Origin of the sequence: Phycicoccus sp. DTK01 (assembly GCF_017312765.1) — a bacterium.
Lineage (GTDB): Bacteria > Actinomycetota > Actinomycetes > Actinomycetales > Dermatophilaceae > Phycicoccus > Phycicoccus jejuensis.
In genome coordinates this window covers 353,960-366,252 of sequence record NZ_BOPU01000003.1, presented here as the reverse complement: position 1 = coordinate 366,252, position 12,293 = coordinate 353,960, and the positions used below count along the sequence as shown (strand labels likewise).

Sequence of the window (12,293 nt, the reverse complement as noted above, 5' to 3'; positions counted from 1 at the left end):
CCGGGTGCGTGGTACCCGCCGACGTCCCGTGGGGGTAGGCTCACCGCGTCGCACGTGAGCGCGACACCACACGCACCCGCCTGGGGGAAGCCGGTCGAAGTCCGGCACTGTCCCGCAGCCGTAGGTCACCCGCGAGGGTGGCGAGTCGGAATGCCCAGCGGGCGCGAGCGGCTCCATCACACCCGTCGAGGAATGCGGGACGGAGCCCGGGTGCCGGGGTGTCCCGGTGGGTCGGGCGTTCGTCACGAACCGCTCAGGAAGGCCCCATGTCCCCCACCACGCTCCGTCCCGGCGCCCGCGCGCTCGGGGCCCTGCTGCTCTCCGCAGCGCTCGTCGGCGCGCCCGCCGTGGCGCACGCCGACGACGCGTCCCCCTCCCCGTCCGCCACTGCCACGAGCTCGCCGTCGGCCACCACGACGCCGGACGCCTCCGCGTCGCCGAGCCCCTCGGAGACCGCCGAGCCGAGCCCCTCGGCCACCGCGACCGCCGAGCCGAGCCCGTCGGCCACGACGCCCGCCTCGCCGAAGCCCTCGGCCTCCCCCACCGACGAGGCCCCGACCGGTCTCGTCCCCGGTGGCGACGCCCGCCGCTACGGCGTCGCGGCCGCCCAGGGTCCTGCCACCTCCACGAACCCCGTGCTCGTCGGCGCCAACTACCTCGAGGAGCAGCTGCGCGACGGCGGGCACCACTTCTCCGTCGACGTGGCCGGGACGCTGTACGCCGACTACGGCGTGACCGCCGACGCGGTGCTCGCCCTCGCGGCCGCCGGCACCGGCCAGGACGAGGCGACCCTGGCGACCCAGTACCTCGCCGACAACGTCAAGAACTACGCCAGCTACGACGATGGCGACCCGACGACCGTCGACGACGTCTACGCCGGCTCGGTCGCCAAGCTGCTCAACGTCGCGGTCGCCCAGGGCGTCGACCCGACCGCCTTCGGCGGCTGGGACCTCGTCGACACGCTCGAGGGCCTGGAGAACGCACAGGGCCGCTTCGCCGACCAGTCGCCGTGGGGTGACTACTCGAACGTCTTCGGGCAGTCCTTCGCGCTGATCGGCCTGCACCGTGCGGGCGCCACCGTCAGCGCCGACGCGCGCGCCTACCTTCTCGCGCAGCAGTGCCCGGGTGGCGGGTTCGCCCTCGACATGACCGACGCCGGGTGCACCGACGCCGCGAACGCCGACCCCGACGCGACGGCGATGGCCGTCCAGGCCCTCGTGGCGGTCGGTGGCGCGTCCTCGGCCGTGTCCGACGCCCTGGACTACCTCGCCGGGCGCCAGAACGCCGACGGCGCCGTCGGCGGTGCCGGCCCGACCGCCGCGGTCAACGCCAACAGCACCGGGCTCGCCGGCCAGGCCTTCCTCGCCGGGGGCCGCTCCGCGCAGGCCCGTGCCGCCGTCGGCTACCTGACCGGCCTGCAGTACGGCTGCACCTTCCCCACGGCCCTGCGCGGTGGCATCGCCTACGACCAGGCCGCCTACGACGCGCAGCGCACCGCGGGCCAGGACGCCACCCCGGGCGACCAGGACCGCCGCTCCACCTCGCAGGCGCTCCTCGCCCTCGCCGGCACCCCGCTCGGCTCCGTGACCGCCCGCGGCGCGGACGCCGAGGCCCCGGACCTCGCCTGCGCGTCGGCCTCGCCGACGGCCAGCCCGTCCGGGTCCGCCACCTCCACCTCCGCCCCGACCTCGACGGGTGGCTCCACGAGCGACCCGACCGGCACCGCGGGCTCCGGTGGCGGTTCGACCACCGACCCGGTCGCGGCGGGGCCGACCGGGTCGCTGGCCCAGACCGGGTCCGAGCCGCTCGTCCCGGTGCTCGTCGGGCTCGTCCTGCTCGTCCTCGGCGGCGTCGCCGTCGCCCTCTCGCGCGGCCGTCGGGGGGCGCACGCCTGATGCGTCGCCTCCTCGCCCGCCTCCTCGCGGTCACCGCCGCGGCGTCCCTGGCCACCGCCGGGGTCGTCGCGGCGGCGGCCCCGGCGTCGGCCGCCGCGTGCTCCGGCACGACCGGTGTCACCGTCGTCGTCGACTTCGGCTCCTCGACGACCGTGGCCTGCGCCCCGGGGGACCCGACGAGCGGCCTCGACGCCCTCGCCAAGGCCGGCTTCTCGGTCACCCAGGTCCAGCGGCAGCCGGGCTTCGTCTGCCGGATCAACGGCGCCCCGAGCTCGGCCGGGTGCGTCAACACCCCTCCTGCGTCGGCGTACTGGGCGTACTTCCACGCCTCGCGCGGCGGCTCGTGGAGCTACAGCAGCCTCGGCGCGGGCTCCTACGACCCGAAGCCGGGCAGCGTCGAGGGCTGGAAGTTCGGCTCCGGCGGCGCCCCCGGCACGGCCCCGCCCGCGAAGACGGCGACGTCGACCCCGAAGCCGACCTCCACGCCGAAGAAGACCAGCAAGCCCACCTCCACCCCGAGGAGGACCACGAGCGCGCCGCGCACGACGTCGGGCTCGTCGGCGACCTCGGGCTCCTCGACCAGCAAGGGCGCGTCCCCGTCGGCGTCGTCCTCGACGGCGAAGAAGCCCTCGGCGACGAAGGCCCCCTCGGCGTCGGCGACCCCCACCGGCGCACCGACGACGTCGGCCTCCCCCTCGGCGACCGCGGCCGCGACCCCCGGCAGCGACCCGTCCGACGCCCCGAGCCTCGCCGCGGCGCCGACCAGCGCCGAGGCCTCCGACGGCGGCGGCCTCGGCACGCTCGCCGTGGGCGCGGCGCTCGTCCTGCTCGTCGGCGGCGGCGCCGTGTGGGTCTCGCGCCGTCGCGCGTCCTGAGCCGGCTGGGATGATGCCACGGTGACCCGATCGCTCCCCCGCGCCGTCCACCCGGGCGCCTGGTGGGGATGGGCGATCGGGCTCGCCGTGGCCGTCAGCGCGGTGACCAACCCGCTGCTGCTGCTCCTCGCGCTCGCCGTCGCGGCCCTCGTGGTCTCGGCCCGCCGTGGGTCCTCGCCGTGGGCCCGGGCCTTCCGGCTCTACCTGTGGCTCGGGCTGGCGATCATCGTCGTGCGCGTGGTCCTCCACGTCGCCGTGGGGCTGAAGTTCGGCACCCTCCGCGTCCTCCCGCTGCCCGAGGCGACGCTGCCGTCGTGGGCGGCGGGCATCCAGGTCGGCGGCGACGTCTACCTCGAGGGGCTGCTCGGCGCCGCGACGCTGGGCCTGCGGCTCGCCGTCATCATCGCGTGCATCGGGGCGGCCAACGCCCTCGCCAACCCCAAGCGCCTGCTGCGCAGCCTGCCCACCGCCCTGCACGAGGTCGGCGCCGCGGTCGTCGTGTCGGTCTCCGTCGCACCGCAGCTCGCGGAGTCGGTGCAGCGGGTACGGCGCGCCCGCGACCTGCGCGGTGAGACGCGCAAGGGCATCCGGGCCGTCCCCGCCATCGCCCTGCCGGTGCTCGAGGACACCCTCGAGCGATCCCTGCTGCTGGCCGCCGCGATGGACTCGCGCGGCTACGGCCGCAGCGGCACCGCCGCCCCACGGCAGCGCCTCGTGACGGGAGCGGTCACCCTCCTCGGGCTGCTGCTCACCGCCGTCGGCCTCTACGGCATCCTCGACGCCTCGACGCCGACGCTCATGGGCACCCCGTCGCTCGTCGTCGGCCTCGGTCTCGCGCTGACCGGGCTCTGGCTCGGCGGACGCCACGTGCGCACCACCACCTACCGACCCGACACCTGGGGCGGCCCCGAGTGGCTGACCGTCGCCTGCGGCGTCGTGCCCGCCGCCGTGCTCACGGTCGTCGGCCGCACCACCCCGGACGCCCTGGCCATGCCGCTCGAGCCGCTGGGCGTCCCCGCGCTCCCCCTGCTCGCCGTCGTCGGGCTGCTCGTCGCCGCCCTCCCGTCGTTCCTCACCCCCGAGCCGCCGCGCCCGCCCTCGCGCGTGCCCGTACGCGGCGCCCGGGAGGTGGCCGGTGTCTGACCAGGCCATCGTCCTCGAGTCGGTCTCGGTGACCCCCGCCGGCGCCGACGCCCCCGTCCTGCGCGACGTCGACCTCGTCGTCGAGGAGGGCGAGCTCGCGCTCGTCGTCGGGCGGACCGGCTCGGGCAAGTCGACCCTGCTCGGCGCGATGTGCGGGCGCGTGCCGCACTTCACCGGCGGCACCCTGCGCGGGCGCGTGCTGCTCCACGGCCGCGACACCCGCGAGCACCGACCGCGCGACCTCGCCGACCTCGTCGGGGTCGTCGGCCAGGACCCGCTCGCCGGCTTCGTCACCGACACCGTCGAGGAGGAGCTCGCCTACGGCATGGAGCAGCTCGGCCTTTCGGCGACGACGATGCGCAAGCGCGTCGAGGAGACGCTCGACGTCCTCGGCATCCCCGAGCTGCGCGGCGCGAACCTGCGCGAGCTCTCCGGCGGGCAGCAGCAGCGGGTCGCCATCGGCTCGGTGCTGACCGCCCACCCGCGCGTCATCCTCCTCGACGAGCCGACCTCGGCCCTCGACCCCACCGGCGCCGAGGAGGTGCTCGCGACGATCACCCGGCTCGTCCACGACCTCGCGGTCACGGTCGTCGTCGCCGAGCACCGGGTCGAGCGGGTGCTCCACTACGCCGACCGCGTGCTGCACGTCGGCGCCGGCGGGGTCGTGCGCGACGGCGAGCCGGCCGAGGTCATGCGGTGGAGCGACATCGCCTCGCCCGTCGTCGAGCTCGGCCGCTGGGCCGGATGGCGCCCGCTGCCCCTGTCGGTGCGCGACGCCCGGCGGGCCTCCCGGGGCCTGCGGGCGGAGCTGGCCGACGCGCCTGACCCTGCGGTCGAGGAACATCCGGGCGGGGCCCCCGTCCTGCGCGCCGCCGGAGTCGTCGTGCGCCACCCGGGCGACGTCATCGCCGTCGCCGGGGTCGACCTCGGCCTGGCCACGGGCGAGGTCACCGCCCTCATGGGGCGCAACGGCTCGGGCAAGTCGAGCCTCCTGTGGGCCCTCCAGGGCTCGACGCGGCCGACGTCGGGCCGGGTCGAGGTGGCCCGTCCCTCGGGCACCCCCGTCGAGCCGTCCGAGCTCTCGCCGGCCCGCCGGCGGGCCGTGGTCGGGCTCGTGCCGCAGACCGCGACGGACCTGCTCTACCTCGACACCGTCGGCGGGGAGTGCACGCAGGCCGACCGTGAGAGCTCCGTCCCCGCGGGGACGTGCGCCGGGCTCCTTGCCCGGCTGGCCCCGGGCATCCCGGCCGACCGGCACCCGCGCGACCTCTCCGAGGGGCAGAAGCTCGCCCTCGTGCTCGCCGTGCAGCTGACGGCCGACCCGCCCGTTCTGCTCCTCGACGAGCCGACGCGCGGCCTCGACCCCACCGCGAAGGCCGCCCTGACGACCACCCTGCGCGACCTCGCCGCCCGCGGCCGGGCCGTCGTCGTCGCGACCCACGACGTCGAGTTCGTCGCCGAGGTGGCGGACCGCGTCGTCGTCATGGCCGCCGGCGAGGTCGTCGCCGACGGCCCGACCGCCGAGGTCGTCGTCTCCTCCCCCGCGTTCGCGCCGCAGGTCGCCAAGGTCCTGCGCCCGGGCCCGTGGCTGACCGTCGACGCCGTCCGGACCGCGCTCCCGGCGGGTGCCCGGTGAGCGCCGCGGAGGCCCGCCCCGGGCGCGCCATCCGGATGCGGCCGCGCTCGACCGTGGCGGTCGCCCTCGTCAGCCTCGCCGGCCTCGTCGCGTTCGGCTGGCCGCTGCTCGTCGACCCGTCCTCGGGCCTGGCCCACTCGGCCGACGCCCCGCTGGTCTTCGCCCTCGTCCTGCCGCTGCTGCTCGCGGTCGTCCTCGCCGAGATCGCCGAGGGCGGGATGGACGTCAAGGCGGTGGCGATGCTCGGGGTGCTCTCGGCCGTCGGCGCCGCCCTGCGTCCGCTCGGTGCCGGCACCGCCGGGCTCGAGACCGTCTTCTTCCTGCTCGTCCTCGGCGGGCGCGTCTTCGGCGCCGGGTTCGGGTTCGTCCAGGGTGCGGTCACGCTCTTCGCGTCGGCCCTCATCACCGGCGGCGTCGGCCCGTGGCTGCCCTTCCAGATGCTCGGCGCCGCGTGGGTCGGGATGGGCGCCGGCCTCCTGCCGAGGGCGCGCGGCAAGGCCGAGGTGGCCCTGCTCGCGGGCTACGGGGCGCTCGCCGGCCTCGCCTACGGGTTCCTGCTCAACCTGTCGTTCTGGCCGTTCTCGACCGGCACCGGTGGCGGGCTGTCGTTCGTCGCGGGGGCGCCCCTGCTGGAGAACCTCCACCGGTTCGTCGTCTTCAGCCTCGCGACGAGCCTCGGCTGGGACCTCGGGCGCGCCCTGACCAACGTCGTCCTCGTCTCGGTCACCGCCCGGCCCGTGCTCGGGGCGCTGCGCCGGGCCGCCCGGCGGGCCGCGTTCGAGGCGCCCGTGGCGTTCGAGGAGGCGGGCGACGCCGACGCCCCGGCGAGCCCCCGGTCGCGGGCGCCGGGAGAGTTGGCACAATCGCCTCCATGAACCCCCTCGAGCTCGACCGCGACCCCGCCTGGCTGAGCCGCGAGGAGCTCGACTCGGCGCGCGAGAAGCTGCCGATCCTCTACGTCGACGCCGTGCCGGTGCGGGTCGACGACCGCGGCGAGGTCACCGCTCTCGGCGTGCTGCTCCGCCTCGACGACGAGGGCCGCGTCTGCCGCGAGCTCGTCTCGGGCCGTGTCCTGCACCACGAGCGCATCCGCGACGCGCTGCTGCGCCACATCGAGAAGGACCTCGGCCCGGTGGCCCTGCCACGCATCCCGGTGGCTCCCCAGCCGTTCACGGTGGCCGAGTACTTCCCGACGCCCGGCGTCACGCCCTTCCACGACCCGCGCCAGCACGCGGTGTCGCTCGCGTTCGTCGTGCCCGTGGCCGGTGACTGCGCCCCGCAGAACGACGCGCTCGACCTCACGTGGCTGACTCCGGCGCAGGCGCTCGACCCGGGCGTGCAGGCCGAGATGGACCGCGGCCACGGCGTCCTCCTGCGGCAGGCGCTCGCCCACCTCGGCCACTCCGTCTGACCCGCTGGGTCACACCCGCGGCGCGGTTGCTCCGGCGGGACGGGGATGCATCCGCGTCCCTGTGGAGGTTCCGCGTCGTCACCGTGACGGCGCGGATGCTCGGGCGCGCAGGACCTCCCGCGCCGCCGGGAAGCATCCGGGAGCCGCGAGAGCTCCTGCGTGCCGCCGGGATTCCGGTCCTTCGCCATCGGTCTTCCGCTCCTGCCCGGCGCGGTCCACACTGGGCCCATGACCCGGCACGGGACGGAGACGGCGCTCGCCGTCGGGGCGCTGCCGCGGCCGGTCAGCCTGGCCGTGGCCGGCGCCATCGGCCTCGGGCTGCTGGGCGCCACGGTGGGCCTGGTGCTGGGGCTGCTGGCCTACCCGCCGACCGCCTGGTTCGCCGTCCTCGAGGTGGGGGCGCCCTCGATGGTGCTCGGTCTCGTCGTCGGCCTGGTGGCAGGACTGGTCGCGCGCGCGCCGACCGGCGCCGGCTGACGCCCCGGACACTCGCACACGCAGAACCTTTCGCGACGCCGCACAGCATGAGGGAGCCGCGGGACCTCCTGCGCGCAGCCGGGGTCAGCCGGTGAACTTGTCGCGGGTGCGGCGCATGTCCTGCTCGTCGGCCTCGTGCGAGGCCTCGAGCGTCGGTGCGGTGCCGCCGAGGCGCGCCGGCAGGTAGACGAGCTCGTCGCCGGTCAGCGCCGGGTAGGCCGCCTGCTGCACGTCGAGCTGCGCCTGCATCGCCGCCTTGACCCGCGCGGTCGCCGCGGTGACGTCCTCGCGGCGCTCGAGGACGATCGGCTCCCCGACCGCGATGTGCACGGGGATGTGGGCCCGGCCCATCCGCTTGGGGTGGTCCTTGGTCCAGACCCGGTGCCCGCCCCAGATCGTCGTCGGCAGGACCGGCACGCCGGCGACCTGCGCCATCTTCACCGCGCCCGGCTTGAACTCCTTGAGCTCGAAGGAGCGCGACATCGTCGCCTCGGGGAAGACGCCGACGATCTCGCCGGCCTTGAGCGCGCCGACGGCGAGCCGGAACGCCTCGCCGCCGTTGTGCCGGTCGACGGGGATGTGGTGCATCCCGCGCATGAGCGGCCCCGCGACACCGTGGACGAAGATCGACTTCTTGGCCATGAACCGCACGTAGCGGCGGTGGGGCCACGCCGGCAGGCCGGCGTACATGAAGTCGAGGTAGGACGTGTGGTTGATCGCCATGACGGCGCCACCCGTGCGTGGCACGTTCTCCTCACCGGTGATGGTGAAGCGGGTGCCCTGGAGGAAGAACAGGGTCTTGGCCGCGTGGATGACGGGGCGGTACACGGGCTCCATGCGGGCAGCCTAGGTCAGCGGTGACGAGGAGGCTGCCAGGCGGTCTGGAACACCTGGTCGCCGAGGTCCCGCGAGACGATGCGCGCGCGGCCGGGCGGCTGCGGCGACGCCTTGACGCGGCCGATCAGCATCCCCTCGTCCGGGCTGCCCGAGAGCAGGATGCCTGGGCTGCCGAGGTCGCGGATGCTCTGGAGCACCGGCTCGAAGAGCGCCCGCGAGGCTCCACCGCTGCGCCGGGTGACGACGAGGTGGAGACCCACGTCACCGGCCTGCGCGAGCAGGGGCACGAGCGGCCGCAGCGGCGAGCCGGACGAGGTGACGACGAGGTCGTAGTCGTCGACGAGGAAGTAGACCTCGGCGCCGCTCCACCACGAGCGGGCCCGCAGCTGCTCGGGGGTCACGTCCGGGCCGGGCAGGCGGGTGCGCAGGAACTCCGTGATGCCCTCGACCGCCCCGACGGTCTGCTCCTCGGTCGTCAGGTACTCGCCGACGTGCGCTTCGGGCAGCTCGCCGAGCAGGCCACGCCGGTAGTCGACGACGAAGAGCTTCGCCTCGTCCGGGGTGTGCAGGCGCGCCACCTCGTGGGCCACGGTGCGCAGGAACGCGGTCTTGCCGCTGTCGCCGTCCCCGAGGAGGTAGAGGTGCGGCTCCTCGGCGAGGTCGAGGCCGATCGGGGCGAGGTTGGCCTCGTCGACGCCGAGCAGCAGCCGGCGGTCGTCGGGGCCGGCGAGCTCGCGGACGGCGTCGAGCGTGATCTCCTCGGGCAGCAGGCGCAGCTTGGGGCCGCGCGGACCCTGCCAGGCCGCGTTGACGCGCGTGACGAGGTCCTCGACCCCGTCGCCGAGGTCGTCGACGCTGCCGCGGTCGTCGATCCGCGGGATGCCGCCGAGGAAGTGGTGCTTGGTCATCGTCAGGCCGCGGCCGGGGCGCCCCTTGGGGACGTTGGCGGCGACGCGCCGGTCGACCTCGGAGTCGGTCGGGTCGCCGAGGCGCAGCTCGACGCGGGTGCCGAGGACGTCGCGGATCTGGTTGCGGAAGTCCATCCAGCGCGAGGTCGTGAGGACGACGTGGACGCCGAAGGTCAGGCCGCGGCCGGCGAGCTCGGTGATCTGCCCCTCGAGCTCGTCGAACTCGGCGCGCACCGTGGGCCAGCCGTCGACGACGAGGAAGACGTCGCCGTAGCCGTCGTCGACCCGGCCCTCGGCCCGTCGCCGTCGGTAGGTCTCGATCGAGTCGATGCCGTTGGCGCGGAAGTAGGCCTCGCGGGCGTCGACGATGCCCCGGATCTCGGCGACGAGCCGGCGGACGACCTCGGGCTCGCTGCGGTTGGCCACGCCCGCGACGTGGGCGAGCTTGGCCATCGGCGTGAACGTGCCGCCGCCGAAGTCGAGGACGTAGACCTGGCTCTCGAGCGGGGTCGTCGTCAGGGCGATGGCCGTGACGAGCGTGCGGGCGAACGTCGAGCGGCCGGAGCGCGGTCCGCCGACGACGGCGACGTGGCCGCCGGCCCCGCCGAGGCGCAGGACGAACAGCTCGCGGCGCTGCTCGAGCGGCCGGTCGACGATGCCGACGGGCAGGACGTAGTCGCCGCGCGCCCGCCACGACGGGCTCGTGAGCCCGAGCTGCGGGTCCTCGCGCAGGTCGCCGAAGAGCTGGTCCATCGAGTTCGGGACGTCGAGCGGCGGCAGCCACACCTGGTGGGCGGGGCGGCCGTGGCCCTTCATCCGCGAGACGGCGATGTCGAAGACCGCGCGCTCCTCGGCGGCCTCCTGGGGCGCCGGGGCCGCGGGCTCGACCGGTGCGCGCCGTCCGGCCGCGACCGGGGCGAGGGTGTACGGGAGGATCTCGGACGGGCCGCCACCGCCGGGCTCGCTCGCGGCGCGGCGCCGGCGGCCCTTCGGCGGGCCGGAGACGTACGCGGCCTTGAACTTCGTCAGGGTCGTCTGGTCCGGCTTGAGGTAGCCGAGCCCGGGGACCGGCGGCAGCTCGTAGGCGTCCGGCACGCCGATGACGGTGCGGGACTCGCCGGCCGAGAAGGTGCGCAGACCGATCCGGTAGGACAGGTGCGACTCGAGCCCGCGCAGGCGGCCCTCCTCGAGGCGCTGCGACGAGAGCAGCAGGTGCATCGAGAGCGAGCGGCCGAGGCGGCCGATGGCGACGAAGAGGTCGGCGAACTCGGGCTTGGCGGCGAGCAGCTCGGAGAACTCGTCGGCGACGATGAGCAGCGCCGGCAGCGGCTCGAGGTCGGCGCCGCCGGCCCGGGCGCGCTCGTAGTCGGTGACGTTGGCGAAGTTGCCGGCCGAGCGCAGGAGCTCCTGGCGGCGGGTCATCTCGCCCTGGAGCGCGTCCTGCATGCGCTCGACGAGCGTGAGCTCCTGCCCGAGGTTGGTGATGACGGCCGAGACGTGCGGCATGTCGGCCATCCCGGCGAACGTCGCGCCACCCTTGAAGTCGACGAGGACGAAGTTGAGCGACTCCGGCGAGTGCGTCATCGCGAGCGCGAGCACGAGGGTGCGCAGCAGCTCGGACTTGCCGGAGCCGGTGGCGCCGATGACGAGGCCGTGGGGGCCCATGCCCTGCTGCGCCGACTCCTTGATGTCGAGCGCGACGGGAAGGCCCTTCTCGTCGACGCCGATCGGGACGCGGAGGCGGTCGCGCTGGAGTCGCGCGCGCCACGCGGTGTCGACGTCGAAGTCGCGGACGTCGCCGGTGCCGAGGAGGTCGACGAGCTCGGTGGAGGCGCTCAGGGCGTCGCGCGCCTCGGGCTCGTCGGCGGTGTACCGCGGCGCGAGGCGGCGGGCGGCGGCCTCGGCGCGCGTGGTCGAGAGCTGGTCGGCGACCCCGTGGGCCACCCCGCGGGCGAGGCTGATGACCTCGAGCGGTGCGGTGCCGGCGCGCGGGCCGCTCGTCGTGCGCGGGCCGACCGCGAGGCGCAGCGTCGTCCCCGAGTCGAGCTCGCCCCACTGCTCCGGCAGGTCGAGGACGGTGACCCCGAGGACGCCGTCCGGCGTGACGACCGGGTTGCCCGGCGGCACGTGCCCGCCGTCGACGACGAGCAGGACGTGCGGCAGCGCGCCGCGCTCGCTCGGGCCGAAGCGCGGGCGCTCGACGATCTCCTGGGGCAGGAGCGGCAGGAGGTCGTGCACCGACTCCCCCACGAGCCGCACCGGCCCGACGGCGTCGTGCTCGCGGGGGCTGAGGGCGTGCGGCAGCCACTTGAGCCACTCCCACTCGGCGCGCGCCTCGCGCGAGACGAGGGCGGCGACGACGAGGTCCTCGGGGGCGTGCTGCATCGCGGCCTGGAGGACGAGCGAGCGGGCCAGCGAGCGCGCGGGGTCGGCGTCGCCCGTCACCTCGACGTGCGGCCACGCCCGCAGCGCCGCCGAGGCCGGCAGGCCGGGCTGGACCCGGTGGGTCGAGAGGAGGCGGTGCAGGGCCGAGGCGGCGACGGGGTCGAGCTGGGCCAGCGGCGGGGTCTCCGGCGGCTCGAGCTCGAGGCAGAGCGGCTGCGACGTCGTGCCCATCCGCACCTGGAGGAAGTCGACGTCGGAGACCTGCCGCTCCCAGACGCGCGTGCCCTCCGCGGCGATGACCGGGAGCGCCGCGGGGTCCGGGTAGTCCCACAGGGCCGCCTCGCGCTGGCGGGCGGCGGCGTCGCGGATGGTGCCGCGGACCTCCTGCAGGTAGGCGAGGTACTCGCGGCGCGCGGCGAGGACGCCGGCGGCGTGCTGCTGGCGCTGCCGCAGGCCGCTCGCGAGGACGAACCCGACGCTGGCGACGAGGAACATCCCGGCGGTCAGCCAGGCGCGGGCGCCGTTCTGCGACAGGGCCACGAAGCCGATGGAGCCGAGCGAGCCGAGCATCGGCACCGCCTGCATCAGCAGGCCGCTCGCGCCCTCGGACGGGGTGATCTCGGGAGGGGGCTGGAGCACGAGACGTCCCGTGGGGACCTCCGGTGCCTTCTCTCGCGTGCCGCTGCGTGCGGGCACCGACATCCTGCTTCCCCTCCCGGTGGTGCT

The 12,293-nt window shown here is 75.8% G+C and carries 9 protein-coding genes and 1 riboswitch; of the genes, 7 read left to right on the top strand and 2 right to left on the bottom strand.

Annotation, left to right across the window (positions count from 1 at the left end; all coding sequences use genetic code 11):
- Positions 1–83 precede the first annotated feature (83 nt).
- Positions 84–156, top strand: a riboswitch (cobalamin riboswitch).
- A 110-nt stretch (positions 157–266) separates the two neighbouring features.
- The 7 genes from J3473_RS09205 to J3473_RS09175 all read left to right on the top strand — a co-directional run bounded on the left by J3473_RS09205 (position 267) and on the right by J3473_RS09175 (position 7,437).
- Positions 267–1,895 (top strand): prenyltransferase/squalene oxidase repeat-containing protein, encoded by a 1,629-nt coding sequence (locus J3473_RS09205; protein ID WP_207022828.1) that lies wholly within the window; start codon positions 267–269, stop codon positions 1,893–1,895.
- On the top strand, positions 1,895–2,770 hold the full coding sequence (locus J3473_RS09200; protein ID WP_207022827.1) for a hypothetical protein: 876 nt from the start codon (positions 1,895–1,897) through the stop codon (positions 2,768–2,770). The genes J3473_RS09205 and J3473_RS09200 overlap by 1 nt, the downstream gene beginning before the upstream one ends.
- A gap of 21 nt (positions 2,771–2,791) precedes the next feature.
- Positions 2,792–3,913, top strand: a complete 1,122-nt coding sequence (locus J3473_RS09195) for an energy-coupling factor transporter transmembrane component T (protein ID WP_207022826.1) — start codon at positions 2,792–2,794, stop codon at positions 3,911–3,913.
- Complete coding sequence (locus J3473_RS09190) at positions 3,906–5,549, top strand: ABC transporter ATP-binding protein (RefSeq protein ID WP_242525786.1); 1,644 nt, start codon at positions 3,906–3,908, stop codon at positions 5,547–5,549. Before J3473_RS09195 ends, J3473_RS09190 begins: the two co-directional genes overlap by 8 nt.
- The gene (locus tag J3473_RS09185) at positions 5,546–6,424 is read left to right on the top strand and encodes an ECF transporter S component (protein ID WP_242525785.1); all 879 of its coding nucleotides are present in this window, start codon (positions 5,546–5,548) and stop codon (positions 6,422–6,424) included. The genes J3473_RS09190 and J3473_RS09185 overlap by 4 nt, the downstream gene beginning before the upstream one ends.
- Positions 6,421–6,960, top strand: a complete 540-nt coding sequence (locus J3473_RS09180) for an NUDIX hydrolase family protein (RefSeq protein WP_030527400.1) — start codon at positions 6,421–6,423, stop codon at positions 6,958–6,960. The genes J3473_RS09185 and J3473_RS09180 overlap by 4 nt, the downstream gene beginning before the upstream one ends.
- Positions 6,961–7,188: 228 nt before the next feature.
- Positions 7,189–7,437 (top strand): hypothetical protein, encoded by a 249-nt coding sequence (locus J3473_RS09175; protein WP_207022825.1) that lies wholly within the window; start codon positions 7,189–7,191, stop codon positions 7,435–7,437.
- Positions 7,438–7,521: 84 nt separating this feature from the next.
- Here the strand turns inward: J3473_RS09175 and J3473_RS09170 are convergent, their stop codons facing one another.
- Together J3473_RS09170 and eccCa are read right to left on the bottom strand one after the other, a co-directional pair.
- Positions 7,522–8,274 carry a 1-acyl-sn-glycerol-3-phosphate acyltransferase gene (locus J3473_RS09170; RefSeq protein WP_207022824.1) on the bottom strand — a complete coding sequence of 251 codons (753 nt, stop codon included), beginning with the start codon at positions 8,272–8,274 and terminating at the stop codon, positions 7,522–7,524.
- Positions 8,275–8,288: 14 nt separating this feature from the next.
- The gene (gene eccCa, locus J3473_RS09165; RefSeq protein WP_207022823.1) at positions 8,289–12,269 is read right to left on the bottom strand and encodes a type VII secretion protein EccCa; all 3,981 of its coding nucleotides are present in this window, start codon (positions 12,267–12,269) and stop codon (positions 8,289–8,291) included.
- Between the last annotated feature and the right edge of the window lie 24 nt (positions 12,270–12,293).